The organism is Aeromonas sp. QDB20, from assembly GCF_027707805.1.
GTDB lineage: Bacteria > Pseudomonadota > Gammaproteobacteria > Enterobacterales > Aeromonadaceae > Aeromonas > Aeromonas dhakensis.
On record NZ_JAPCJC010000002.1, the window covers coordinates 156,815 to 181,299 of the forward strand.

A 24,485-nucleotide genomic window follows, 5' to 3' on the forward strand; every position below is an offset into this window, starting at 1 on the left:
CTGGGTCGCCGCTTCAACTGTCTCTGCACCAGGCTGCGCTTGCACCATGGTTGCCCCACGGAGAATCCAGATGTGTCCTTCTATTGCATTGCTCGGTGACATCGGCACCGACCACGAGGGTTTCCACCCATCCCCCGTGATTGCCGCCAGCCCCGATGTATTCCTCGATGGCAAGCCGGTGGCCCGCCAGGGTGATCCGCTGGCCCCCCACGACAAACCCAACAATCCACCCCATCCGCGCAGCATCTCGGGCGGGGTCGGCTCTGTGCTGGTCAACGGCAAGCCCATCGCCGTGACCGGTACCGCCGTCGGCTGCGGCGGCGTGGTGATTGGTTCGGGCAGCGGACAGGCAGGTTAAGGAGCGCTTCATGGCAGACAGCACAGGATTACAATTTACCGTCAAGGTGGGGGCCCTGCCTGAGAGCACCTTCGTGGTGGCCGAGTTTGCGCTTGATGAAGCGCTGAACCGGCCGTTCAACCTGCGCCTGGAGCTGGCGAGTGCCCAGCCCGACATCGACTTTGGCGCCGTTCTGGACCAGCCGTGCGAGCTGCTGGTGTGGTACAATGGCGAGCTGCAGCGCCGGGTGTGCGGGGTGGTGAGTGACTTCGCGCAAGGGGACAGCGGCTTTCGCCGCACCCGCTATCAGCTGCTGGTGCAGTCGGCCCTGTGGCGGCTGTCACTTCGCCAGAACTCCCGAATCTTTCAGGCGCAAAAGCCCGATGAAATCCTCAGCATCCTGTTGCAAGAGCACGGCATCACCGACTATGCCTTTGCCCTGAAAAACGAGCATACCAAGCGGGAATATTGCGTTCAGTATCGGGAAACCGACCTCGATTTCGTGAACCGCCTCGCCGCCGAAGAGGGGATGTTTTACTTCCACGAATTCGAGCAGGGCAAGCACCGTATCGTGTTTGCCGATGACGCAGCCGCCCTGACTGCCGGCCCAGAGCTCTTCTTCAACCTCGGCAACCGTTCGCCGGAACAGGGCCCTTATGTCCGTCAGTTCCACTACCGGGAGGCGGTACGACCCTCGGATGTGGAGCTCAAAGACTACAGCTTCAAGACCCCGGCTTATGGCCTCTCCCACAAGAAGGTGGGGGTGGAGCTTGCGCACCAGCGCGACACCTACCAGCACTTCGACTATCCGGGTCGCTACAAAGAGGACCCGAGCGGCAAGGCGTTTGCCCAGCACCGCTTGGATGCGCTGCGCAACGATGCAGTGGCGGGCCAGGCTAAGTCCAACTGCGCGGCCTTGCAGCCGGGGCAGAGCTTCTCACTCACCGAACACCCCAATAGCAGCCTCAACACCGACTGGCAAATCGTGCGCATCCAGCACACCGGTTTGCAGCCACAGGCGCTGGAAGAGGAGGGTGGGAGCGGCCCCACCGTCTACCACAACGAATTTGGCGTGGTGAAAGCGAGTACCACCTGGCGGGCGCGCATCGGCAGCCCGGAGGCCCCTCACAAGCCCATGGTGGATGGCCCGCAAATTGCCATGGTGGTGGGCCCCGACGGTGAGGAGATTTACTGCGACGAGCACGGCCGGGTGAAGCTGCAGTTCCCGTGGGACAGATATGGTAGCTCCAATGACCAGAGCTCCTGCTGGGTGCGAGTCTCCCAGGGCTGGGCCGGCGGTCAGTATGGCATGATGGCCATCCCGCGCATCGGCCACGAGGTTATCGTGAGTTTCCTTGAAGGGGACCCGGACCAGCCCATCGTGACGGGTCGAACTTACCACGCCACCAACCGCCCGCCGTATGAGTTACCGGCCAACAAGACCCGCACCGTGCTGCGTACCGAGACCCACCAGGGTGAGGGTTTCAACGAACTGCGCTTTGAAGACCAGGCGGGGCAGGAAGAGATTTATATCCACGGTCAGAAAGACCTGAACGTGTTGATAGAGAACGACGCGGCTTGGCATATCAAGCACGACCAGCACACCGATATCGACAATGAGCGGGTGACCCGCATCAAGGCCAATGACCACCTGACGGTGGAGGGGGAGAAGCGCGACCAGATAAAAGCCGACTACTCGCTGACGGTGGATGCCAGCCTGCACCAGAAGCTGGGGCAATCCCTGCTGGTGGAAGCCGGTCAGGAAGTGCATATCAAGGTGGGCGACAAGCTGGTGCTGGAGGCGGGTTCTGAAATAACCCTCAAGGGAGGCGGCAGCTTTGTGAAAGTGGATCCTAGCGGCATCAAGCTGGTCGGCCCCGCCATCAAACTCAATGCCGGCGGCAGCGCAGGTTCAGGCTCTGGCTGGGGGGGGAAGGCTCCCGTGGTGCCCAAGGGAGTAGAAGTGGTCAAGGCTCCCGAACTGGTCGAACTGGTCAAGACCATCCCCACCGAGAAGGCGATGGAGGCGCTCTTGAAAGAAGAGAAAACTCTGGCAAAAGTCAGTTTTTCAGGGCGATAGAGTTAAAATGTTTTTTCAAATTAATCATTGGAATTTTTAAGTTTGGAGATTCTATGAAAATCCCACAGCTTTTTAAGCTAGTTATCCTTCTCTTCATGTCATCCCAATGTATTGCAGAGTCCTGTCCTGCTGACAGTTTTGATGGTTTTTCTCGAATTTTTATTAATGAAATCGAAGTTCAAACTAGATACACAGCAAAACCTGTTGATATTGTTTTTTATCAAGAGCTGGATGGTGACATTAAAGAGGTAAATGAATCTCGTTTTTTTAAGTTGTCAGATTTTCCTGTTGTGAGTAGTAAAGGCGCTGATGGCGATAGAGAGATTAAAATTGACAAGGATAACTTAGAGGCTGTTATCAAGGGGCGTGATTCGGGTTATCAAGTGTCGTTGTCTTTTTCCAAAAAAGACAAGTGTTGGTATCTCGTAAAAATAACTGATCATTCTATGTAGGTGGAGGTATATATGTCTTTTGATATCGCCATGAATTTGATACTTCCTCCTCGCGATGGGAAAAAACCACATATTACAGCCCCTTTTGGTGAAAAGAGGGCATCAGGACCGCATAAAGGCGTTGATTTCAATTATATAGGTGGGCAGACAGGGATTAATATGCAACATCCCGCGGCCTTTTCACCGATTGATGGTAAAGTTTCATATTCAGGTGGCTCATTTGGCACAGTAAAAATACTGGATAATAAAGGTTTTAGTCATGAAATTCTCCACTTGCTATCACAAGATGTAACTGAGGGCGAGCCTGTTAAAGCTGGAGTTACCCAGATTGGAAGAATGGGCGGTAGAGGACCGCAAAAAGAAAACCAATATGCAATGCATATTCATTATCAGATAAAAGATTCCTCCGGAAAAATTGTCAACCCTCAAGAGTGGTGGGTTAATAAAAACGCCGCTATTAGTAAGCTCATAGATATTATACCTCCCACATCTCCTTGCTTACCTATTACCCAGGCGGATGGGAAGGAGTTTAAAGATGCCAAGTCATTAGCGTCTCTTTTAGGAAATGAGGCTAACTATCTATTGGGTCTTAACACTTGGCATGGCGGTATTCATATTAGTGATAAGAAAGCTCCTTGGGTAAAAAATATCCATCCAGTTAGATGTATTGCCGATGGTGAGGTGGTTGCCTTTCGAATGATGCCTGATTATTTGGTTAGCAAATATAAAGGGCAAGAGTATCGCTATTCCAATTCTTTTTGCTTGGTTCGTCACAAGTTCAAGCAAGATAAACCAGCTGACGGAGCTAAGGATACCACACCAAGGGATAATACTTCTGATAAGGGGACGAAGGAAGAAGATGGAGGTTTCACTTATTACACTCTGTATATGCATTTATGCCCTTGGGATAAATGGCCGAAAAACAGCCGCTATCGGTTAAAAAAGGGATGGCGGGTGCGTCATAGTGTACCGAATCATGATTACCAACTTCCCGCACTAACCTTGAAAGCGGGAGAGGAATTCGAACTTGTCGAAGGTGTTACTGCACAACGTGGTTATGTAACAGGTCAAGGGGAGTTCGAATTTGCTCGTATCAAGGTGCTGAGTAACGGTGCTAGTAGCAAAGAAGTATTAGCCACAAAAGGAATTGATAACCTTTGGATGGCACAAGACCCGAGTGCGATAGAAAAAATAGGCAACATTGTTAGGCCTATGTGGGTATATGACAAAATAGAAGCTCGTGTGAAAGAAGATATGGTTGGTCGTGCCGATCCCAAAGCTCAAAAAGGGAAAACAGGACATTATGTGGCTGGTGATAGTGTTTTTAGTGTCCCAGCCGGAAGTCTGATCAGCTTTGATGCACATAGATGCGAGTGGCAGGAAGTTCGTGGTAGAGCGCGACGTATGGCCCGTTGTGTCGTACAGCCTCTTGGTCGTTTTGTTTGGTTATGTGTGGAAGAAGAGAATATTGAGATTAAGGACCAGGAGCCGACTCACTTGGGCGAGCTGTATGAATTGCCAACCCCGGTACCAATTCGTGCTGGCGAAACCATTGGCTATCTTGGTTTGTACGAAGCACCAACTTCTACCGAAGGGGGAATGTCTAGCAAGCATATGGTCCACATAGAGTTATTTAGTGACGATCCACGAGCAGAGGCAGTAGTTAGTAGTAAAGAGTGGAAGGATAAAGGCTTCACGCTGATTGATGGCTCTGATAGTGATGGAGCCTTGGATCCGGCTAAGATCCCCCCATTTTTCCTGAACCTGTATCGTCATGCTTCAGATGATAAAGAGTTGAAAGATAATGATCTTACAGTTAAAAAGTTGGAGAATGCTGTCGATAGCATAGAGAACTATGATCGAGTTAAAGGGATGGTGGTGAAGCATAGCAGCGAGTGGTGGGTTCCGGCATCAAAAGTGATGATGGAGCGATTTAAAAGTATTTTTTGTAAAGTCACTGCTCTCCCGCCTTTAATTGAACATGAGGTTAAACGGGTGGAGGAATTAGGGTGGATGGATAATCTTGGTAAAGTTAAGATTGCTGGGCCTAATGTATGGCATTTTCATCCATTTTCGCTATTGATGAACATTTCATTATCTTCGGAGGCTGAGTTGAGAATTAGAGCCTTTATGAGAATGATTAGAATGTGTGAAGGGACTGATACCGACAGTGGTTATGAAAGACTGTTTGGCGGCCAATCTTTTATAAAAGACTACAATAGAACATTTAATGATCATCCACAAATTAAAATAACGCGTAAGAATAAAAAAACAAATGTTGAATATATATCGTCGGCAGCTGGCGCCTATCAAGTTATGGGCTATACATGGAATGACCCATCGACTGAATTTTGGCGCAAGAAATATAAAATAAAAGATTTTTCACCAATATATCAGGATCTGCTTTGTGTAGTTTTCTTGAAAGAAAAAGTTCGTGGAAATGCACTGTCCATGATAGTAAATAATAAAATAAAGGAAGCTATTGAAGATAGTTGCAGTTATGAATGGGCGAGCCTTCCTCCTGGTCGACATGGTCAACCGATTAAAAAAATTGATGAATGCTTGAGTTCCTACGAAAAATTTCTTTCTGAAGAACGTTTAGGAAAAACAAGTCTTTTTATAAAGCCAGGCTTTTTGGAGTTATTTAATGATGTTCAGTAGAATCGTATTTATGTTGCTAGCGGTATCTTCTAGTACGGCTAACGCTAACATTGGAACATATGTTGGTTATTGGTCTGTTAATTGTGGTGGATTCGGAGGCAATATAATAGTATCTGATGGGGGAGGGGTAAGAGTTAATGTAAATGACAATAATCTGTTAATTTCTGCAAGATTAAAGGAGTTAAAAAATGGTTCTTCGGAATTGTTTTTTGTTGACGTGTTGGAGTCACGAAATGAAAAAATAAACTGGTCATCTATCTCTCTAGAGAAACCGATTGCTAAACTATCTGTGAATGGTAAATCTCTTGTTGTTAATTGGTATGGATTTTTTGATAAAAAGAAAAAGTTGTACATTTGGAATAAGCAGCCTGATTTTATTTTAGAAAATAATGGTGACGAAACTGCCATGATGAGAAAGTGTATTTTTGATTGAGCATCTTAAATAAAAATAATCGCGAAGTTGTCACATGTTTACTATATAAATAGTATCATAGTAAGGTATTATTCTAAAGCTGACGTTTTGTTTTTATATTTTGGGACGTTTCTTCTTTAATATTAATTCACCAGAGTGATTTAAAGTACTGACAAGATAATTCTAACATTATTTCAATCAGCTTATTTGTTTAGTGTTGTAACGACTCAGCTGTACAGATCTAGTTATCACCTGACACCGGCCTAAAACCGGTGTCTTGTTTACGTTACTTTAGTATGCTCTTCTGTCATCATCAATTTCAGAACCTTCTTGAATATGCGCTAGAAAGGGCTGTTTTTTCATTATTCTGCCCTAGTGTGGGGCGCTGGTTGTGCAGAGTTCGAAATAGCTGTCTAGGTGGTATAGACCCGCGCCTCGTGAGCCACGAAGAACGGTAGTACCGTTTCGTTGAGCGCATGGGCCGAGGTCAATGTCAGCTTGCTGGTGGTGTAGCGCGGTGGTTGAAGCAGTCCAACACGGTTTGTGGATACACTTTGCCTACTCCCTTGAGCATGCGAATGAAGAAGGTGTCGGCCGTCCGTCACCAGTTCCTCGAGGCAGTGTGGTGCTTTTGAAGCTACGGCTGAAGTGTTCGAACAGGTGAATATGTTCACCATTGAGCTAAAGCGCCCGTACCGACACGGATGCCTTAAAGACATTTTGCAGGCAACCATCAGGACGCAATAAGAGAGGGTTGTTTCTACTGGATTTAAATAGATAAGATTGAATGTTTTCTGAAAGGGATAATGGGGTGGCTGATGGGGCTCGAACCCACGACAACCGGAATCACAATCCGGGACTCTACCAACTGAGCTACAGCCACCACTGAAGATAACCATCAATGCTTGCATCGGGGAGATGCATATCATCAATGGCGCGCCCTGCAGGATTCGAACCTGCGACCCACGGCTTAGAAGGCCGTTGCTCTATCCGACTGAGCTAAGGGCGCATTGCCTCGACAAGCCTGGCGGCATGTCGAAAAACCTGGTCGGTGATAAAGGATTCGAACCTTTGACCCTCTGGTCCCAAACCAGATGCGCTACCGGGCTGCGCTAATCACCGAAAATCTCGTCTCCAGCATAGCGACAGCGGCTGTACTGGGCAACGGGCCGGCATCATACCCAAGCGGGAAAGCCAGCGTCAACGAATTTTTCCACCAATGAATTCAAATGCCTACTTATTGCCCTCCATGCGAGAGCCGCTAACACCCGTGGCAAAAAAATGCGACAATGCGCGGCAGTTGAACACATGGTGAGTGAAGAACGATGTCTGCCAAAATCATTGATGGAAAACAGGTTGCGCAAACGATTCGCAATCAGGTCGCAGCGCAAGTCCAACAGCGGTTGGCACAAGGAAAACGGGCGCCGGGTCTGGCGGTGATCCTGGTCGGGGTAGATCCTGCCTCTCAGGTCTATGTCGGCAGCAAGCGGCGTGCCTGTGAAGAGGTGGGCTTTATCTCCCGCTCTTACGATCTGGATGCGACGGCAAGCCAGGAAGAGTTGTTGGCACTGATCGATAAGCTGAATGAAGACGCAGACGTTGACGGTATTCTGGTGCAGCTCCCCTTGCCGGCTCACTGCGATACGACTCAGGTATTGGAGCGTATTCGCCCCGACAAGGATGTGGATGGTTTCCACCCCTACAACGTGGGTCGGCTGGCACAGCGAATTCCGGCACTGCGCCCCTGCACGCCCAAAGGTATCATGACGCTGATTGAAACGACCGGGGTCAAGACACACGGCTTGCATGCGGTGGTGGTCGGTGCGTCCAACATCGTTGGCCGGCCGATGACGCTGGAGCTGCTGTTGGCCGGTTGTACTACTACCACCTGCCACCGTTTCACCCAGGATCTGGAAGAGCAAGTTCGCCGTGCCGACCTGCTGGTGGTCGCCGTTGGCAAACCCAATTTCATCCCGGGTGAGTGGGTCAAGCCGGGGGCACTGGTGATCGACGTGGGTATCAATCGGTTGGCGGATGGCTCTTTGGTCGGTGACGTGGAGTTTGAGACTGCCCGCAACCACGCATCCTTCATCACGCCCGTACCGGGTGGGGTGGGCCCCATGACGGTCGCCAGCCTGATGGAAAACACCCTGAGCGCCTGTCAGGACTATCACGACAACGCAAAATGATCTTTGCCTGACCTGTCAGGAGAATTCGCTTCTCCTCTGGCTCGCAGCAATAAAAAAACCGGCAAGCCGCAAGGTTACCGGTTTTTTTATTTATCCAGTTCGACTCTTACATGTTCTGTGCTTCGTTTGGCACAATGACAGAGGCATGATTGCCTTTCGGCCCCTGCTGCAGTTCGAAGTTGACTGCTTGACCTGCTTTCAACGTCTTGTAGCCTTCCATTTGTATCGTGGAGTAGTGGGCGAAAATATCTTCGCCACCTCCTTCCGGACAGATAAACCCAAATCCTTTTGCGTTGTTAAACCACTTGACTGTTCCGGTTGCCATACATCTACATCCTTTTATTGATTACCTTGAAGTCGTTGAGTAACCTGCGCCAGCCCTTTATAACTAGTAACATAGCCCATAGCAGACGGGCGCCGATTAGCAAGTAACCAATCTAGTCTAACTTTTGAGCGAGTCAAGGAGTTGTTAACAACTGATGTGATCTGGTTAACAAGTCTATTGACCAATCTTGTGTTAGGCGGTAGTAATCTAGAGGTACCAAAGCGCGACTATGAGCAAGCAGAAAGAACTCTTTGCTAATGAAGAGATTGCAGAGGCAGAGAAAACCAAGCTGCAACCGCCACCCATGTACAAGGTCGTCCTGAACAACGACGACTACACACCGATGGAGTTCGTGGTGGAGGTGCTGCAAAAGTTCTTTGGTATGGATTTGGACAAGGCCACTCAGGTGATGCTGAGCGTGCATTATAGTGGTAAGGGAGTCTGTGGCACATTCACCGCCGAGATTGCCGAAACCAAAGTGGTCCAGGTCAACACCTATGCACGTAACAACGAACATCCACTGCTCTGTACCATGGAAAAGGCTTGAATCTGATGACTTGATGGCGATGACGACACCACATTGTTGCTGTACTAGGGGAGGTGCCTATGTTGAATAAAGATCTAGAAAAGACGCTGAACGAGGCTTTCAAACTGGCCCGTGACGAGCGCCACGAATTCATGACCGTCGAGCACCTGTTGTTAGCCCTGCTGGATAACAGCTCAGCCAATGAGGCGCTGAGTTCTTGTGGTGCTGACGTGGAGCAGATGCGCAAAGAGATCAGCGCATTCATCAGTCAAACAACCCCGCTTATTCCCCGTGATGATGAAGACCGCGAGACCCAGCCCACACTGGGCTTCCAGCGCGTGCTGCAACGCGCCGTGTTCCACGTTCAGTCCTCCGGCAACACCGAGGTCAGTGGAGCCAACGTGCTGGTTGCCATCTTCAGTGAGCAGGAATCCCAGGCCGCCTACTTCCTGAAAAAAGCCGAGATCAGCCGGCTGGATGTGGTCAACTTCCTCTCCCATGGAGTACGCAAAGACAGCAAACCGGACAACAGCAGCAACAATGTCGAGTCTGACGACGAGGTCTCTGCTGCCCAGATTGAGAGCTTTGCCACCAACCTCAATCAGCTGGTACTGGAAGGGCGTATCGATCCCCTCATCGGGCGCGATCAGGAGCTCAACCGTACCATTCAGGTGCTCTGCCGCCGTCGCAAGAACAACCCCTTGCTGGTGGGCGAAGCCGGCGTGGGCAAGACAGCCATCGCGGAAGGGCTGGCCTACCGTATCGTCAAGGGCGATGTACCCGAGGTGATTGCGGGCAGTACAATCTACTCCCTGGATATGGGGTCGCTGCTGGCAGGGACCAAATATCGCGGTGACTTCGAGAAGCGCCTCAAGGTACTGCTCAAGCAGATCGAGCGCCAGGAAGGGGCGATCCTCTTCATCGACGAGATCCACACCATCATAGGGGCGGGGGCTGCCTCCGGTGGTCAGCTGGATGCGGCCAACCTCATCAAGCCGCTGCTCTCCAATGGCTTGCTGCGTTGCGTCGGCTCTACCACCTACCAGGAATACTCCCAGATCTTTGAAAAAGACCGCGCCCTGGCGCGTCGCTTCCAGAAGATCGACATCGTCGAGCCCAGCGTGGATGACACCACGCGCATCCTGATGGGCCTCAAGAGCCGCTATGAGGCTCACCACGGGGTACGTTACACCGTCAAGGCCATCCGTGCCGCGGTAGAGCTCTCCGCCAAGTACATCAATGACCGCCATCTACCGGACAAGGCGATCGACGTGATCGACGAGGCCGGGGCGGGTCAACGCTTGCTGCCGGTGAGCAAGCGCAAGAAAGTGATCAATGTGCAGGAGATCGAAACCATCGTCGCCAAGATTGCCCGCATCCCGGAGAAATCAGTCTCCTCTTCCGACAAGGAAGTGCTGAAGAATCTGGAGCGCAATCTCAAGATGGTGGTCTTTGGCCAGGACAAGGCCATCGAGGTGCTGACAGACTCCATTCGCCTCTCCCGCTCGGGGTTGGGCAACGAGCGTCGCCCAGTGGGCTGTTTCCTGTTTGCCGGCCCGACCGGGGTAGGCAAGACCGAGGTCACCCAGCAGCTCGGCAAGGCGCTTGGCGTCGAGGTGCTGCGCTTTGATATGTCCGAGTACATGGAGCGCCACACCGTCTCTCGTCTGATCGGGGCGCCCCCCGGTTATGTGGGATTTGAGCAGGGGGGTCTGCTGACCGACTCTGTCCTCAAGCATCCGCACTCAGTGGTACTGCTGGACGAGATCGAAAAAGCGCATCCGGACGTGTTCAACCTGCTGCTGCAGGTGATGGACAACGGCACCCTGACTGACAACAACGGGCGCAAGGCGGATTTTCGCAATGTGATCCTGGTGATGACCACCAACGCAGGGGTGCAGGAGACCCAGCGCAAGTCCATCGGCTTCCAGCAGCAGGATATGAGCCACGATGCCATGGCGGTGATCAACAAGACGTTCAGTCCGGAGTTTCGCAACCGGCTTGATCACATCATCTGGTTCAACCATCTGGACATGCAGATCATCCATCAGGTGGTCGACAAGTTCATCGTCGAGTTGCAGGTTCAGCTGGATGCGAAAGGGGTATCCCTTGAAGTGTCCGAGGGTGTCCGCCACTGGCTGGCCGAGAAAGGGTATGACAGGGCCATGGGGGCAAGACCCATGGGGCGGGTCATCCAGGAACACCTCAAGAAACCCCTGGCCAACGAGATCCTGTTCGGGGCGCTGGTCGATGGGGGGGTTGTGAAGGTTGAGTTGATAAACGACAGCCTCAGCTTTGACTATCAGGTCAATGTTGAAGCCGTTTCCCACTAAGCATTGAACGGTCGAAAGACCACAAAAAACCCCAACCGAAAGGTTGGGGTTTTTTGCTGAATTCCTGGCTTAGCGAGAGCGGAAAACAATACGTCCCTTGGAGAGATCGTACGGAGTCAGAGCTACCGTTACTTTGTCTCCAGTCAGGATACGGATGTAGTTTTTGCGCATCTTGCCGGAAATATGAGCGATAACCACGTGACCATTTTCCAGTTCCACACGGAACATGGTATTGGGCAGGGTTTCGAGAATAGTGCCCTGCATCTCAATACTGTCTTCTTTAGCCATTGAATCCTCTTGATAAGCCACAACAAAAATCCGCTGGATCATGCCGGATTTAAGGCTATGTGTAAAGTTTACTCGGGCTTGCTGTCGATATTTTTCCATTCTCCCTGTATCAGACGCTCATGAGGCAGGTACTGGCTCTTGTAATTCATCTTGCGGCACTCCTCCACCAGGTAGCCCAGATACAGCCAGCTGCGGCCGGTACGCCTGGCCAGTTCCAACTGGCTCAGAATGGCAAAGGTACCGAGTGAGCGATCGGCATGGGCCGGGTCGAAGAAGGTGTACATGGCGCTGAGGGAATGGGGCAGCAGATCCGTAGTAGCAACCCCGATCAGCCGATTATCCTTGCGCATTTCCAGATAGAGGGGCGGCATCCAGTCACAGTGCAGGAAGCCCTTGTACTGGGTGCGGCTGGGGGGGTACATGCTGCCGTCATGGTGGCGTTCGCGAATGTAGCGCTCATAGAGCTGATAGTATTCGGGCTTGTCATCGTAGCTCAGCACCAGCTCGATATCCCGGTTGAGCTGGCGGATCCGCTTCTGGCTGCGGCTGGGCACGAACCGTTCGCTGTGGATGCGCAGTGACTGGCAGGCATTGCAGGCCGGGCAGTGGGGGCGATAGATGTCGTTGCCACTGCGGCGGAAGCCGGCCGTCAGCAGGCGCTCGTAACCGCTGGCGTTGAGCAGGCTGTGATCCATCAATACCAGCAGCTGTTCCTGTTCATGACCCAGATAGCTGCATTGATGCTTGGGGGTCAGTCCTACCTTGAGGATCACTTCTTCGGTCATAGTGTCATGCTCCCCGCCTGCCAGCAGCCGGCCGCCAGTGGTTGCCGACTCAGCTGGGTCAGCGTCGTCAGGAATTTGCTTCTCGGCCACTCCTCTATTCCCATGGTGGCCAGAAAGTCGTTCTGCATCTGGCAATCGATCAGGGCCCCGTCATGCCGGGCAAAGTGCTGGCAGAGGGCTACCATGGCCAGCTTGGCGCCGTTGTCGATGCGACTGAACATGGACTCGCCACAGAACACCCGGCCGAGGGAGAGGCCGTAGAGGCCGGCCTGCAGCTGACCATCCTGCCAGATCTCGATGGAGTGGGCATGGCCAAGGCGGTGCAGCTGTCGATAGGCGTCGATCATGGGGGTGCTTATCCAAGTTCCACTGGCACTGCGACGGGGGGCGGCGCAGGCCGCTATCACCTCATTAAAGGCGCGATCGATGGAAATATCGAATGGGGTACGGCGGATAAATTTGCGCAGGCTGCGGCCGATGTGCAGTTGCGCCGGCTGCACTACGCCTCTGGGGTCGGGTGACCACCACAGCAGCGGCTGGTGGGGTTCGTTCCACGGGAAGATCCCCTTGTGGTAAGCTGCCAGCAAACGGGCGGGGGAGAGATCGCCACCGATCGCCAGCAGGCCGTTGGGTTCATCCAGGGCGTGCTCGGGGTCGGGAAACCAGCACAGCTCATCATCCAATTGGGTAAGATAGCGAGACATAAGGCAACGAGGTTCATAGATGAAGGCCATTATCCTGATAGTATCCAGCTTGTTCTGCTTTGTCACTGCGCCCGCCTGGGCCCAGGTCTACGAGCGCAATACCGCTAGGCCCGTGAATCAGGTGGTGTTTGGCCAGGTTGAAACGGTGCGTAACATCACCCAGCGTCAGATCCTGGAATCCGAGCGTTCAGGCTGGAAAACCCTGGGCGGCGCAGTGCTGGGTGGTCTGCTTGGCAACCAGTTCGGTGGTGGTCACGGTCGGGAAATCGCCACCGCTGTCGGGGCCCTGGCGGGCGCCGCTGCGGCGCAGCAGTATCAATCCGGCGGCACAGTGGTGGAGAACAAGCTGGTGGAACTGCTCATTCGCAACGAACAGAACGGGCTGGTCAACGTCATTCAGGATTACGATCCGGCCATGGTATTCATGAACGGTGACAAGGTGCGCATCCTCTATTTCGACGATGGCGTGCGGGTCGACAAGACCTACTGAGCAGGGCTGTGGCATGACGGGGAGGTAACAGGAGGGGAACCCGGCGTGTGCCCGGGGAGGGGCTGCGGTCGGGCGGTACTACACGACGAGCATCCGGGATGGTGCGATCAGGCCGCTGAGCCTTGAGACACTATCTTGTCACGACCGGTGTTCTTGGCCTGATAGAGCAGGCGATCCGCTTCGCTCAATGCCTCGTCCATGGAGACGCGCCCGACCTGGATCACCCCGAAACTGGCGCGAACGAACAGCGGCGTTTCCCGTGACAGCGGTTGCTGGCGCATCTGCTGGCGCAACCCTTCCAGCCGCTTGAGCAGCACGGGCACGGTGCAGTGAGGCACCATCAGGGCAAACTCCTCGCCGCCAAAGCGGGCGATCATGGCATCGGGGAAGAACTGGGTGAGCAGACGGGTGAGGTGACACAACAGCTGATCGCCGATGGCGTGACCCCAGTGATCGTTGACCTGCTTGAAGTGATCTACATCGAGCACGCACAGTGCAAGCGGCGTCTCCTGGCGCTGGTGTTCCTCGAACCATTTTTGACCCTCGTTGAACCAGTAGCGCCGGTTGTAGAGCCCGGTCAGGTAGTCACGATTGGCCGACTCCTGGATGCTGTTGAACTGTTCCAGCGCCTCCAGATTGTGGCTGACCCGGCACTGCAGCTCTTCCGGCTCGAACGGCTGGTTGAGGAAGTCGTTGGCACCCTGTTTGAGGTAGCGGGCGGAGAGGCCGCGTTTGTCCGACACCGAGATCCCGATGATGGCGAGCTGCTGCTTGCTGTAGCGCTCGCGCAACATACGTACCAGGCTGATCCCGTCAATTTCTGGCATATAGTAGTCGACCAGCACCAGCCGGATGGCCGGGTTCTGTTCGAGCTGGGCCAGCGCTTCACGGGCATGGCTCGCCTCGTGCACCTGCAGCAGTTGCTTGCGCAGCTGGGCCATGGTGCGGTGGCGGGAGGTACGGGAATCATCGACCACCAGTACTTCGATACGCTGGTTGAGGTAGAGGCGATGGACCAGGCTGACGGCATACTGCAGGGAGTGACGTGAATCTTTCATCACGTAATCGAGCACCCCGGCCTCAAGCCAGGCTTCCCGTTTATCCTCGCTGATGTCGGCGGTGAGGATCACCACCGGCAGGCCGCGCTCCAGCAATACCTTGACCGCTTCTCCGCTGGGGGCATCCGGCAAGGTGAGATCCACCAGAGCAACCACATACTCTTCTCCCCGACAGTGTCGGGCCCCTTCCAGGGTTTCGAACGCATCGATTTCCAGCCCGGTTTGCTGGGCAATGGCCTGGATCAGCATGCGACGAATAGTCAGACTATCCTCGACAATCAATATTTTCTGTTTCATCCGGCTCCTTAAAGCAAAAAGGCATGCCTTGCGGCATGCCTTTTATATCCCTTGTGCTTATTGCGCGTCCAGATAACGCTCTGCATCGAGGGCGGCCATACAGCCGGTACCGGCGGAGGTGATGGCCTGACGGTAGGTGTGGTCAGCCACGTCACCGGCGGCAAAAACCCCTTCGATGCTGGTCTGGGTGGCAAAGCCGTCCAGGCCGCCACGCACCTTAAGATAGCCGTTCTGCATCTCCAGCTGGCCGTCGAAGATCTGGGTGTTGGGCTGGTGACCGATGGCGATGAATACCCCCATCAGCGGCAGATCCTGGGTGGTATCGTTCTGGGTGTTGCGCAGGCGTACACCGGTCACCCCCATGTCGTCACCCAGCACTTCGTCCAGGGTCTGGTGGGTGTGCAGCACGATGTTGCCGCTGGCAACCTTGTCGTGCAGGCGCTTGATCAGGATCTTCTCGGCGCGGAACTCGTCGCGGCGATGGATCAGGTGCACCTTCTTGGCGATGTTTGCCAGATAGAGTGCCTCTTCCACAGCGGTGTTGCCGCCGCCGACCACGGCCACTTCTTGGTTGCGATAGAAGAAGCCGTCACAGGTGGCGCAGGCGGAGACGCCGCGGCCCTTGAAGGCCTCTTCGGAAGGCAGGCCCAGGTACTTGGCGGAGGCGCCGGTCGCGATGATCAGCGCATCACAGGTGTATTCGCCGTTGTCGCCCTTGAGGCGGAACGGACGCTGGGTCAGCTCCACTTCATTGATGTGATCGAACAGGATGCGGGTATCGAACTTCTCCGCATGCTCTTTCATGCGCTCCATCAGGGCCGGACCGGTCAGACCCTCGGGGTCACCGGGCCAGTTCTCCACTTCGGTGGTGGTAGTCAGCTGACCGCCTTGCTGCATGCCGGTGATGAGCAGCGGATTGAGGTTGGCACGGGCGGCGTAGACAGCCGCGGTGTAACCAGCCGGGCCGGAGCCCAGGATCAGCAGTTTGCTATGAGTGACTTGGCTCATGATGTGATTTCCGAGACGTGATGAGTTTGCGCGATTGTAGGTAATTCGTGATATGGGGTCAAAGGCCAGTGCGTCGATTGCATCAATCGGCCTCAAGGCCCTTCATGAAGGGGAAGCGTTCTCTTATCACGGGTTGTCCTTGGCTGTCGTCATGGGCCCGGGCGAGCAATGCCTGGTGGCCCCACGGCCGACAACCAGGGGAGCGGTGCTCGAGCGTATTGATTGCCGGCACAAGTGAACCAGACCCCGCTCACATGGAGACAAGCTCGCCAGGATTGACAGCTTCTGGCGCAGTGGGGCCCGCCGTGGGTGGGGCAATTTGGCTTCGATGGGGCTCACCAAGAGGCCCGGTTGTCAGCGAGGGTCGCTTCGGCGGCGCTGCTTGGGGGAGGGGCCTGGGCTCTCTTGCCGAAGAAACGCCCTCGTTATGGCACGTCGGATGCTAAACACGCTGGGGCGGTGAGGTGCATATCTATAGAAAGGAGGGAAACACGAGAGGGCGGCAGCCGGCTTGGCGGCCTTTGCTGATCGTTGTGGTGACTCGGCCCTGGCGAAAAGTTCGGCGATGCAGGACAAAATAGCAGCAGTGGCAGCGTGATAATCTGGATTGGCAAACTCATTGCCGCTTCCTGCGCCGCTTTGGGCGAAAACGGTATGGTTTCGTGCTGTTAGTTAACGTACACTGGCCAGAACCATGCCTAAGCGGTATTCATGGTTTTTTATTTCTTCAGGTACACCGATAATCATGCTATCCCTCGACTATCGACTGGTGTTTTGTGTTGCGCTCATTTTCAGCAACATTTGCGCCTAGCATATTCAGGTATTGACAGGATTTGTGACCATAATTATAAAATGACTGGTGATTCTTACCAAAAAATAGCCAAAGGATGGAATAAATGATGGAAGCTAAGAGTCGGCTAAAGGATTTGGACAGGATTGACCGCAACATTCTGAATGAGCTGCAAAAGGATGGCAGAATTTCGAACGTTGAGTTGTCCAAACGTGTTGGCCTGAGTCCCACACCGTGTCTGGAACGGGTTCGTCGCCTTGAGCGACAAGGGTATATCGAAGGATATGCCGCCATTCTGAACCCTCATTATCTGGATGCGTCTCTGCTGGTATTCGTGGAAATCACCCTCAATCGCGGTGCCCCGGATGTATTTGAACAGTTCAACAAGGCTGTTCAGGTGCTCGAAGAGATCCAGGAGTGCCATCTGGTCTCCGGCGATTTCGACTATCTGCTCAAGACCCGAGTCAGCGACATGTCGGCCTACCGCCGCCTGCTGGGGGAAACCCTGCTACGTCTGCCCGGCGTCAACGACACCCGCACCTACGTGGTGATGGAAGAGGTCAAACAGAGCAGTCGGCTGGTGATCAGCACCCGTTGAGTTGGGTTATGCTGTGGCTTGCCAGCCTTGCGACAAGTCACGACATTCAGAAACGAGCGGCCGGTCCGCTCGTTTCTTCTTATCGTGCCGGTTGTGAATACGGTCGGCACATCGGGCACTGGCTGACAACCGGTGGGCTTTTCAGGGATACTAGGCCCCCTTATCCCCCTGCATTACATGTTTTCAGAAAGGAGCCGGAGTTTGGCCGATAAAAAGCTGTTTACTCCTTTATCAGGTACACAACGGATCTTCGAAGCCGTCTTGATCGCCATCACCCTGATGGCTGCCTATCTCTTGCTTGCCCTGTTGTCCTACCACCCCGCCGATCCCGGTTGGTCCCAGACCTCCTGGCAAGGGGAGGTTAAGAACCTCGCCGGCAGCGCGGGGGCCTGGCTCGCCGATATCACCATGTTTACCTTCGGGGCTTTCTCCTACCTGGTGCCCCCCCTGGTTGTGCTGCTTGGCTGGAGCCTGTTCTGGCGCCCGAGCCGCCTGCTCGATGTGGACTACCTCACCCTGTCGGTGCGCATCGTCGGTTTCATCCTGACCGTGCTCGGCATGTCCGCCATCGCCAGCATGAACTTCAATGATCTGCAGAATTTCTCCGCCGGCGGTCTGGTGGGGGACGTTATCTCCTCCGCCGTGGTGCCGCTGTTTGGTGGCGTCGGGGCCAACCTGCTGCTGCTCTGCTTCGTGGCCACCGGCATCACCCTGTTTACCGGCTGGTCCTGGCTCACCATCGTCGAGCGGATCGGTGCCGCCTGCACCGGCTCGGTCAGCGCCGTTTATCACTTTCCTGCCACCCTGGGCCGCTGGCTCACCGGTGGCTGGCGCCAGCCCCGTTACGAGGGGCCGGATCCCCTGTTGGAAGGGGGCGTGGGTGCCATCGAGCTGGGTGACGACGAGGAGGATGAGCCGCACACCGGCTGGACCCGTCGTCCCAAGGAGAAGGCGGCTGCCAAGGGCCAGAAGGCCAAGTCCGAGGAGTGGCTGCCCGAGCTCGACGAGGATACCTTCCAGTTCGATCCGCAATTTGACGACGACGATGATGACGCGCCTGCGCCGGTTACCCGCACCAAGCGGGCCGCCGCGGCCGGCGCCCGTCGTCAGCCCGCGCTGGTGACGGCCGATGACGAGGACGATGATCTCGACTTGCCCTGGGCCGAAGGGGATGAGGAGGCGCCGGCACCGGCAGCCCCAACTCCTGGCAAGCCCAAGCGCCGCCTGCAACCAGGGCTGCCCCCCTTGCCGAGCATCGAGCTGCTGGACCGTCCGCCCGCCAAGACCCAGATGATGAGCAAGGACGAGCTGGAGCGTATGGGCCGGCTGGTGGAGGCGAAACTCGCCGACTACAACGTGCAGGCCAAGGTGGTGGGCGTCTATCCGGGCCCCGTCATCACCCGCTTCGAGTTGGATCTGGCACCCGGCATGAAGGCGAGCAAGATCACCAACCTCTCCCGCGACTTGGCCCGTTCTCTGTCGGCCAGCAGCGTGCGGGTGGTGGAGGTGATCCCGGGCAAGACTTATGTGGGGATCGAGCTGCCCAACCGGGTGCGTCAGACCGTCTACCTGCGCGAGACCCTCGACTGCGAGGCGTTCTCGGGCAGCCGTAACCCGCTCACCATGGGCCTGGGTCAGGACATCGCCGGCGAACCCGTGGTGGTGAACCTCGCCAAGATGCCCCACCTGCTGGTGGCCGGTACCACAGGTTCCGGCAAGTCGGTGGGGGTGAACACCATGATCATCTCCATGCTCTACAAGTCGACGCCGGACGATCTGCGCTTCATCATGATCGACCCCAAGATGCTGGAGCTGTCGGTCTACGAAGGGATCCCCCATCTGCTGACCGAGGTGGTGACCGACATGAAGGACGCCGCCAACGCCCTGCGCTGGTGCGTGGGCGAGATGGAGCGTCGCTACAAGCTGATGTCGGCGGTCGGGGTGCGCAACCTCAAGGGCTACAACGACAAGGTGCTGGCAGCCATCGAGGAGGGCGACCCTCTGCTGGATCCGCTGTGGCGTCCGGGCGACTCCATGGATCAGATGCCGCCTGAGCTGGAAAAACTGCCCCATATCGTGGTGGTGGTGGACGAGTTTGCCGACATGATGATGATCGTCGGCAAGAAGGTGGAGGAGCTCATCGCCCGTATCGCCCAGAAGGCGCGGGCGGCCGGTATTCACCTCATTCTCGCGACCCAGCGTCCGTCGGTGGATGTCATTACCGGTCTTATCAAGGCCAACATCCCGACCCGTATCTCGTTCCAGGTGTCGAGCAAGATCGACTCCCGTACCATCATCGACCAGGGCGGTGCAGAATCCCTGCTCGGCATGGGCGACATGCTCTACATGCCGGCCGGTACCTCCAACCCGACCCGGGTGCACGGTGCCTTCGTCGATGACCACGAGGTACACAAGGTGGTGGCGGACTGGAAACTACGCGGCGAGCCGAACTACATCGAGGAGATCCTCTCCGGTGAGTCGGGCGGCGAGGGCGGCAGCGGCGAATATGGCGGTGGTGACGACGAAGAGCTCGACCCCCTGTTCGACGAGGCGGTGGCCTTCGTGGTGGAGTCGCGCCGCGGTTCCACCTCCAGCGTGCAGCGCAAGTTCAAGATTGGTTACAACCGGGCGGCCCGTCTCATCGAGCAGATGGAAAACCAGGGCATCGTCAGCGCCCCGGGCGGCAATGGTCAGCGCGACGTGCTGGCCCCGCCGCCGGTGCGGGACTAAGGCTCACCCCTCTATCATCCTGGCCATGCCCTCTGCGGGCGTGGCCTTTTATCGAGATAGCCGTTATGAAAAGCGTGATGAAAAAACAACTGTTGATGGGCACAGTGCTGCTGGTGGCCAGCAGCCAGGCGTGGGCCGATGCGGCCAGCGATCTCAAGCAGAAACTGGCGGGGGTGAGCCTCTTCTCCGCCAAGTTTGCCCAGGTGGTCTATGACAGCAAGGGCAAGGAGCTGCAGCGTGCTGGCGGTACCCTGCTGGTGCAGCGTCCCAACCGTTTCAACTGGCATACCACCACGCCGGACGAGAGCCTGATCGTGGCCGATGGCAAGGATGTCTGGATCTACGATCCCTTCGTCGAGCAGGTCACTGCCCTCAAGATGAAGGATGCGGTGCTCAACACCCCCTTCGTGCTGATCGCCGGCAACGACGATGCGCTCTGGAAGAACTACGATGTGACCCAGCAGGGGGATGTCTACACAGTCACCAGCCGCAACCAGGACGAGTTGATCGCCTCCTTTCGCATCACCTTCGACCGTCAGAACAACATCAACCGCTTCGACGTGAAAGAGGCCCAGGGGCAGTGGAGCGAGTTCACCCTGAGCAACTTCAACCGCAAGCCGGCGCTCAAGGGCAACGAATTTGTTTTCAAGACGCCTGCGGGGGTCGCACTGGACGATCAGCGCTGATGCGCAAGCAGGCGCTGGCTTTATTGGCAGGCCGCCCGGCAACGGCGGCCTGCACCCTTCCTGACGGTCAATGCAGATGAGCAATTTATCGCTGGATTTCTCGTCGGACTTTCGTCCGCTGGCGGCCCGGATGCGGCCGCAAACCCTCGAGCAGTACATAGGTCAGCAACATATCCTCGGGCCCGACAAACCGCTGCGCAAGGCGATCCTGGCGGGCCACTGCCACTCCATGATCCTGTGGGGCCCTCCTGGCACCGGCAAGACCACGCTGGCTGAACTGGTTGCTCACTACTGCCAGGCCGAGGTGGAGCGGCTCTCGGCGGTGACCTCCGGCATCAAGGAGATCCGAGCCGCCATCGACAAGGCCAAGGAGAACAGCTGGCGCGGGGTGCGCACCATCCTCTTCGTGGACGAGGTGCACCGCTTCAACAAGAGCCAGCAGGATGTGTTCCTGCCCCACATCGAAGACGGCACCATCACCTTCATCGGCGCCACCACCGAGAACCCCTCGTTCGAACTGAACAACGCGCTGCTCTCCCGGGCCCGGGTCTATCTGCTCAAACGGCTGGAGGAGCTGGATATCCTCGCCATGATCGATCAGGCGATGCAGGACCCCCGTGGCCTCAACGACCCGAGCCTCGCCTTCGCCCCCGGGGTGAAGGAGGCGCTGGCGAAAGCCGTGGATGGGGACGGGCGCAAGTCCCTCAACTATCTGGAGCTGTTGGCCGACATGGCCGAAACCGACAGTACCGGGGCGCGGGTGATCGACAGCACATTGCTCGCCGCCGTGGTGGGGGAGCACGTGGCCCGTTTCGACAAGGGCGGCGATCACTTCTACGACCTCATCTCGGCGGTGCACAAGTCCATTCGCGGCTCGGCACCGGATGCGGCGCTCTATTGGTATGCCCGCATGGTGAGCGCCGGTTGCGATCCGCTCTATATTGCGCGCCGGCTGCTGGCGATAGCCTCGGAAGACGTGGGCAACGCCGATCCCCGTGCCATGCAGGTGGCGCTCTCGGCCTGGGATTGCTTCCATCGCATCGGCCCGGCGGAAGGGGAGCGGGCCATCGCCCAGGCGATCGTCTATCTCGCCTGCGCCCCCAAGAGCAATGCGGTCTATACCGCCTGGAAGGCGGCGCTTCATGATGCCAAAAACCTGCCGGACTTCGAGGTGCCGCCGCACCTGCGCAACGCGCCGACCAGGCTGATGAGCGAGCTGGGTTACGGCGCTGAGTATCGCTATGCCCACGACGAGCCGGGCGCCTATGCCGCCGGCGAGCAGTACTTCCCTCCTGAGCTGGCTGGCAAGCAGTACTATCAGCCCACCGATCGCGGCCTTGAGAAGCAGATCGGCCAGAAGCTCGACTACCTGCACGAACTGGACAAGCAGAGCCCGCGCCAGCGGGAGAAATAATCGGCCGGGGCAGGGGAGTGACCGCGCCTCTGCCTGACCAATTCGGGCCGATTGCACGTTAATTGGTCAGCCGATTTGATCCAGGTCGTCATCCCCCGGAAAACAGGGCAAAACGGGCGCAATAGTCCCTGTTCGGGCGGGGGGGCGGTCTGATACACTGCCCCTCTGACCCCGCTTGTCTTGGCCTGGTGCCATCTTCTTGATTTCGAAGGCTTGCTCTTGTTGGCCCGATGCAAAAAGACGACAGGGGTGTGCCAACCGATGTTAACTTCCGGATCTGTTTCCCAGCCCGTCATGATGACTCAGGCCCAGATCCCATTTTAAAAAAGTAGGTAAACCATGCTGGATCCCAAATATCTGCGCAGCGACATCGACGATGCCGCCGCTCGTCTGGCGACACGTGGCTACGCTCTGGACGTAGCGGCTGTCAATGCTCTGGAAGAGAAACGCAAGGATCTGCAGTCCCGTACCCAGGAGCTGCAGGCCGAGCGCAACGCCCGCTCCAAATCCATCGGTGAGGCTGCCCGTCGCGGCGAAGATGTTGCCCCGCTCAAGGCCATCGTTTCCAAGATCAACGAAGAGCTCGAGACCAGCAAGGTCGAGCTGGATGCCCTGCTGGCCGAGCTGAAGACCATCGCTGACGCCATCCCCAACCTGCCGAGCGACACCACGCCGGTCGGTCGTGACGAGAACGACAACGTGGAAGTGCGTCGCTGGGGTACCCCGCGCGAGTTCAGTTTCCAGGTGCGCGATCACATCGATCTGGGTGAAGCGGCCAAGGGCGTTGATTTCAAGAACGGCGTCAAACTCTCCGGTTCCCGTTTCGTGGTGATGAAGGGCCAGATTGCCCGCCTGCACCGCGCTCTGGCCCAGTTCATGCTGGACCTGCACACCCTGCAACACGGTTACACCGAGTGCTACGTGCCCTACCTGGTCAACCCGGACAGCCTGTACGGCACCGGTCAGCTGCCCAAGTTCTCTCAGGATCTCTTCAATACCGGCATCGAAGGGGAAGGGGAAGAAGAGGGCAAGGTACGCAAGTTCTCCCTGATCCCGACCTCCGAAGTGCCGCTCACCAACATGGCCCGCGACGAAATCTTCGACGAGCAGGAACTGCCCATCAAGATGACCGCCCACAGCCCCTGCTTCCGCTCCGAAGCGGGCTCCTACGGCCGTGACACCCGCGGTCTCATCCGCATGCACCAGTTCGACAAGGTCGAGATGGTACAGCTGGTGCACCCGGAAAAATCCTGGGACGCGCTGGAAGAGATGGTCGGCCATGCCGAGAAGGTACTGCAACTGCTGGAGCTGCCGTATCGCGTGATGGCACTCTCCACCGGTGACATGGGCTTCTGCGCTGCCAAGACCTATGATCTGGAAGTGTGGCTGCCGGCCCAGAACACCTATCGCGAGATCTCCTCCGTCTCCAACTGCACCGACTTCCAGGCACGCCGCATGCAGGCTCGCGTGCGCATCGATGGCAAGCCGCAGCTGCTGCACACCCTGAACGGCTCCGGCCTCGCGGTGGGTCGCACCCTGGTGGCGGTGCTGGAGAACTACCAGCAGGAAGATGGCCGCATCGCCATCCCGGCTGCGCTGCAATCCTACATGGGCGGCCTGACCCACATCGGGTAAGCGCTCATTGCAGACGACAACGCCATGGCATGCCATGGCGTTGTGCATTCTGGCGCCGGTCAACCGTTTTAATCGTGAATAAATCTGCGTTGCCGGCGCCTCTTTGAACATGTAACACAATTTTATCAAGCATTGCGCAATCGTTTTTGTTAGACTGCGCCGCAATTTCGCAGGACATCTTTTTCTATGGTCTGGATTGATTACGCCATCATCGGCATCGTCGGTTTCTCTGCTCTCATCAGCCTGGTGCGCGGCTTCGTCAAGGAGGCCATGTCTCTCGTCACCTGGTTCGTCGCCTTCTTCATCGCCAGCCATTTCTATCCCGATCTCGCCGTCTATTTCACCTCGTTCAGCGATCCCCTGGTGCGCAACGGCCTGGCCATCGCCGCCCTGTTCGTGGCGACCCTGATCCTGGGCAGCGTGGTCAACTACGTGGTGGGCCTGCTGGTAGACAAGACGGGGCTGTCCGGTACCGACCGGGTGCTCGGCATCTGTTTTGGCGCAATTCGCGGGGTACTGATCGTCAGTGCCCTGCTTTTTTTCATGGATACCTTCACCAGCCTCTCCCAGAGCGACTGGTGGGTGGCATCCAAGCTGGTGCCCGAGTTCAAGCCGGTCATCCAGTGGTTCTTCGGGTTCATGCTGAACTCATCGAGTTTTCTTAAACAGGTATAGTGACTTCGAGGT

21 protein-coding genes, 3 tRNA genes and 1 pseudogene are annotated in these 24,485 nt (G+C 56.1%); 15 read left to right on the forward strand and 10 right to left on the reverse strand.

What is annotated here, in order from left to right:
• Positions 1–70 precede the first annotated feature (70 nt).
• The 5 genes from PG897_RS02600 to PG897_RS02620 are packed head-to-tail and all read left to right on the forward strand — an operon-like array spanning position 71 to position 5,963.
• Positions 71–358: a type VI secretion system PAAR protein gene (locus PG897_RS02600; RefSeq protein ID WP_005300007.1), complete on the forward strand. Its 288-nt coding sequence runs from the start codon at positions 71–73 to the stop codon at positions 356–358.
• A 10-nt stretch (positions 359–368) separates the two neighbouring features.
• Complete coding sequence (gene tssI, locus PG897_RS02605; RefSeq protein ID WP_216989296.1) at positions 369–2,417, forward strand: type VI secretion system Vgr family protein; 2,049 nt, start codon at positions 369–371, stop codon at positions 2,415–2,417.
• 53 nt (positions 2,418–2,470) lie between these two features.
• Positions 2,471–2,869 (forward strand): hypothetical protein, encoded by a 399-nt coding sequence (locus PG897_RS02610; protein ID WP_155292464.1) that lies wholly within the window; start codon positions 2,471–2,473, stop codon positions 2,867–2,869.
• 12 nt (positions 2,870–2,881) lie between these two features.
• Positions 2,882–5,530 (forward strand): peptidoglycan DD-metalloendopeptidase family protein, encoded by a 2,649-nt coding sequence (locus PG897_RS02615; RefSeq protein WP_270828730.1) that lies wholly within the window; start codon positions 2,882–2,884, stop codon positions 5,528–5,530.
• Positions 5,517–5,963, forward strand: a complete 447-nt coding sequence (locus PG897_RS02620; RefSeq protein ID WP_143248372.1) for a hypothetical protein — start codon at positions 5,517–5,519, stop codon at positions 5,961–5,963. The genes PG897_RS02615 and PG897_RS02620 overlap by 14 nt, the downstream gene beginning before the upstream one ends.
• A gap of 398 nt (positions 5,964–6,361) precedes the next feature.
• Here the strand turns inward: PG897_RS02620 and PG897_RS22575 are convergent.
• The 4 genes and pseudogenes from PG897_RS22575 to PG897_RS02635 all read right to left on the reverse strand — a co-directional run.
• Positions 6,362–6,623, reverse strand: a pseudogene (locus tag PG897_RS22575) (IS481 family transposase); the annotation flags it as partial.
• A 126-nt stretch (positions 6,624–6,749) separates the two neighbouring features.
• Positions 6,750–6,825, reverse strand: a tRNA-His gene (locus tag PG897_RS02625).
• A 49-nt stretch (positions 6,826–6,874) separates the two neighbouring features.
• Positions 6,875–6,951 (reverse strand) — tRNA-Arg (locus PG897_RS02630).
• Positions 6,952–6,987: 36 nt separating this feature from the next.
• Positions 6,988–7,064, reverse strand: a tRNA-Pro gene (locus tag PG897_RS02635).
• Between the two features lie 203 nt (positions 7,065–7,267).
• On the opposite strand from PG897_RS02635, the gene folD reads away from it, so the two are divergent.
• The gene (gene folD / locus PG897_RS02640) at positions 7,268–8,131 is read left to right on the forward strand and encodes a bifunctional methylenetetrahydrofolate dehydrogenase/methenyltetrahydrofolate cyclohydrolase FolD (protein WP_005300012.1); all 864 of its coding nucleotides are present in this window, start codon (positions 7,268–7,270) and stop codon (positions 8,129–8,131) included.
• A 106-nt stretch (positions 8,132–8,237) separates the two neighbouring features.
• On the opposite strand, the gene cspD is transcribed toward folD, so the two are convergent.
• Positions 8,238–8,456, reverse strand: a complete 219-nt coding sequence (gene cspD, locus PG897_RS02645; RefSeq protein WP_005300025.1) for a cold shock-like protein CspD — start codon at positions 8,454–8,456, stop codon at positions 8,238–8,240.
• A 229-nt stretch (positions 8,457–8,685) separates the two neighbouring features.
• On the opposite strand from cspD, the gene clpS reads away from it, so the two are divergent.
• Positions 8,686–9,003: an ATP-dependent Clp protease adapter ClpS gene (clpS, locus tag PG897_RS02650; protein ID WP_005300028.1), complete on the forward strand. Its 318-nt coding sequence runs from the start codon at positions 8,686–8,688 to the stop codon at positions 9,001–9,003.
• A 59-nt stretch (positions 9,004–9,062) separates the two neighbouring features.
• On the forward strand, positions 9,063–11,315 hold the full coding sequence (clpA, locus tag PG897_RS02655) for an ATP-dependent Clp protease ATP-binding subunit ClpA (RefSeq protein WP_010634216.1): 2,253 nt from the start codon (positions 9,063–9,065) through the stop codon (positions 11,313–11,315).
• A 69-nt stretch (positions 11,316–11,384) separates the two neighbouring features.
• Here the strand turns inward: clpA and infA are convergent, their stop codons facing one another.
• From infA to aat, 3 genes are all read right to left on the reverse strand, one after another.
• Positions 11,385–11,603, reverse strand: coding sequence for a translation initiation factor IF-1 (infA, locus tag PG897_RS02660; protein WP_005300033.1), 219 nt, complete (start codon positions 11,601–11,603; stop codon positions 11,385–11,387).
• A gap of 68 nt (positions 11,604–11,671) precedes the next feature.
• The gene (locus tag PG897_RS02665) at positions 11,672–12,388 is read right to left on the reverse strand and encodes an arginyltransferase (protein WP_005300035.1); all 717 of its coding nucleotides are present in this window, start codon (positions 12,386–12,388) and stop codon (positions 11,672–11,674) included.
• Positions 12,385–13,092, reverse strand: a complete 708-nt coding sequence (gene aat / locus PG897_RS02670) for a leucyl/phenylalanyl-tRNA--protein transferase (protein WP_017779997.1) — start codon at positions 13,090–13,092, stop codon at positions 12,385–12,387. Before aat ends, PG897_RS02665 begins: the two co-directional genes overlap by 4 nt.
• A gap of 19 nt (positions 13,093–13,111) precedes the next feature.
• Between aat and PG897_RS02675 the strand changes: the two genes are divergently transcribed.
• Positions 13,112–13,582: a glycine zipper 2TM domain-containing protein gene (locus PG897_RS02675; RefSeq protein ID WP_005300039.1), complete on the forward strand. Its 471-nt coding sequence runs from the start codon at positions 13,112–13,114 to the stop codon at positions 13,580–13,582.
• 107 nt (positions 13,583–13,689) lie between these two features.
• Here the strand turns inward: PG897_RS02675 and PG897_RS02680 are convergent, their stop codons facing one another.
• Together PG897_RS02680 and trxB are read right to left on the reverse strand one after the other, a co-directional pair.
• Complete coding sequence (locus PG897_RS02680) at positions 13,690–14,937, reverse strand: diguanylate cyclase (protein ID WP_024941339.1); 1,248 nt, start codon at positions 14,935–14,937, stop codon at positions 13,690–13,692.
• 57 nt (positions 14,938–14,994) lie between these two features.
• Positions 14,995–15,945: a thioredoxin-disulfide reductase gene (trxB, locus tag PG897_RS02685; RefSeq protein WP_024941340.1), complete on the reverse strand. Its 951-nt coding sequence runs from the start codon at positions 15,943–15,945 to the stop codon at positions 14,995–14,997.
• Positions 15,946–16,841: 896 nt separating this feature from the next.
• On the opposite strand from trxB, the gene lrp reads away from it, so the two are divergent.
• From lrp to PG897_RS02715, 6 genes are all read left to right on the forward strand, one after another.
• The gene (lrp, locus tag PG897_RS02690; RefSeq protein WP_005300047.1) at positions 16,842–17,333 is read left to right on the forward strand and encodes a leucine-responsive transcriptional regulator Lrp; all 492 of its coding nucleotides are present in this window, start codon (positions 16,842–16,844) and stop codon (positions 17,331–17,333) included.
• 201 nt (positions 17,334–17,534) lie between these two features.
• On the forward strand, positions 17,535–20,063 hold the full coding sequence (locus PG897_RS02695; protein WP_201880806.1) for a DNA translocase FtsK: 2,529 nt from the start codon (positions 17,535–17,537) through the stop codon (positions 20,061–20,063).
• 77 nt (positions 20,064–20,140) lie between these two features.
• Positions 20,141–20,749 carry an outer membrane lipoprotein chaperone LolA gene (lolA, locus tag PG897_RS02700; RefSeq protein ID WP_041203754.1) on the forward strand — a complete coding sequence of 203 codons (609 nt, stop codon included), beginning with the start codon at positions 20,141–20,143 and terminating at the stop codon, positions 20,747–20,749.
• Between the two features lie 70 nt (positions 20,750–20,819).
• Positions 20,820–22,163, forward strand: coding sequence for a replication-associated recombination protein A (locus PG897_RS02705; RefSeq protein ID WP_041204618.1), 1,344 nt, complete (start codon positions 20,820–20,822; stop codon positions 22,161–22,163).
• Between the two features lie 339 nt (positions 22,164–22,502).
• Complete coding sequence (gene serS, locus PG897_RS02710; RefSeq protein WP_010634209.1) at positions 22,503–23,798, forward strand: serine--tRNA ligase; 1,296 nt, start codon at positions 22,503–22,505, stop codon at positions 23,796–23,798.
• A 186-nt stretch (positions 23,799–23,984) separates the two neighbouring features.
• Positions 23,985–24,473 carry a CvpA family protein gene (locus PG897_RS02715; RefSeq protein WP_005300057.1) on the forward strand — a complete coding sequence of 163 codons (489 nt, stop codon included), beginning with the start codon at positions 23,985–23,987 and terminating at the stop codon, positions 24,471–24,473.
• Positions 24,474–24,485: the final 12 nt, after the last annotated feature.

Bases quoted from the DNA above. Each gene is read 5' to 3' on its own strand.
- PG897_RS02600 (WP_005300007.1), top strand. From the start codon at position 71: ATGTGTCCTTCTATTGCATTGCTCGGTGACATCGGCACCGACCACGAG.
- tssI (WP_216989296.1), top strand. From the start codon at position 369: ATGGCAGACAGCACAGGATTACAATTTACCGTCAAGGTGGGGGCCCTG.
- PG897_RS02610 (WP_155292464.1), top strand. From the start codon at position 2,471: ATGAAAATCCCACAGCTTTTTAAGCTAGTTATCCTTCTCTTCATGTCA.
- PG897_RS02615 (WP_270828730.1), top strand. From the start codon at position 2,882: ATGTCTTTTGATATCGCCATGAATTTGATACTTCCTCCTCGCGATGGG.
- PG897_RS02620 (WP_143248372.1), top strand. From the start codon at position 5,517: ATGATGTTCAGTAGAATCGTATTTATGTTGCTAGCGGTATCTTCTAGT.
- folD (WP_005300012.1), top strand. From the start codon at position 7,268: ATGTCTGCCAAAATCATTGATGGAAAACAGGTTGCGCAAACGATTCGC.
- cspD (WP_005300025.1), bottom strand. From the start codon at position 8,456: ATGGCAACCGGAACAGTCAAGTGGTTTAACAACGCAAAAGGATTTGGG.
- clpS (WP_005300028.1), top strand. From the start codon at position 8,686: ATGAGCAAGCAGAAAGAACTCTTTGCTAATGAAGAGATTGCAGAGGCA.
- clpA (WP_010634216.1), top strand. From the start codon at position 9,063: ATGTTGAATAAAGATCTAGAAAAGACGCTGAACGAGGCTTTCAAACTG.
- infA (WP_005300033.1), bottom strand. From the start codon at position 11,603: ATGGCTAAAGAAGACAGTATTGAGATGCAGGGCACTATTCTCGAAACC.
- PG897_RS02665 (WP_005300035.1), bottom strand. From the start codon at position 12,388: ATGACCGAAGAAGTGATCCTCAAGGTAGGACTGACCCCCAAGCATCAA.
- aat (WP_017779997.1), bottom strand. From the start codon at position 13,092: ATGTCTCGCTATCTTACCCAATTGGATGATGAGCTGTGCTGGTTTCCC.
- PG897_RS02675 (WP_005300039.1), top strand. From the start codon at position 13,112: ATGAAGGCCATTATCCTGATAGTATCCAGCTTGTTCTGCTTTGTCACT.
- PG897_RS02680 (WP_024941339.1), bottom strand. From the start codon at position 14,937: ATGAAACAGAAAATATTGATTGTCGAGGATAGTCTGACTATTCGTCGC.
- trxB (WP_024941340.1), bottom strand. From the start codon at position 15,945: ATGAGCCAAGTCACTCATAGCAAACTGCTGATCCTGGGCTCCGGCCCG.
- lrp (WP_005300047.1), top strand. From the start codon at position 16,842: ATGATGGAAGCTAAGAGTCGGCTAAAGGATTTGGACAGGATTGACCGC.
- lolA (WP_041203754.1), top strand. From the start codon at position 20,141: ATGAAAAAACAACTGTTGATGGGCACAGTGCTGCTGGTGGCCAGCAGC.
- PG897_RS02705 (WP_041204618.1), top strand. From the start codon at position 20,820: ATGCAGATGAGCAATTTATCGCTGGATTTCTCGTCGGACTTTCGTCCG.
- serS (WP_010634209.1), top strand. From the start codon at position 22,503: ATGCTGGATCCCAAATATCTGCGCAGCGACATCGACGATGCCGCCGCT.
- PG897_RS02715 (WP_005300057.1), top strand. From the start codon at position 23,985: ATGGTCTGGATTGATTACGCCATCATCGGCATCGTCGGTTTCTCTGCT.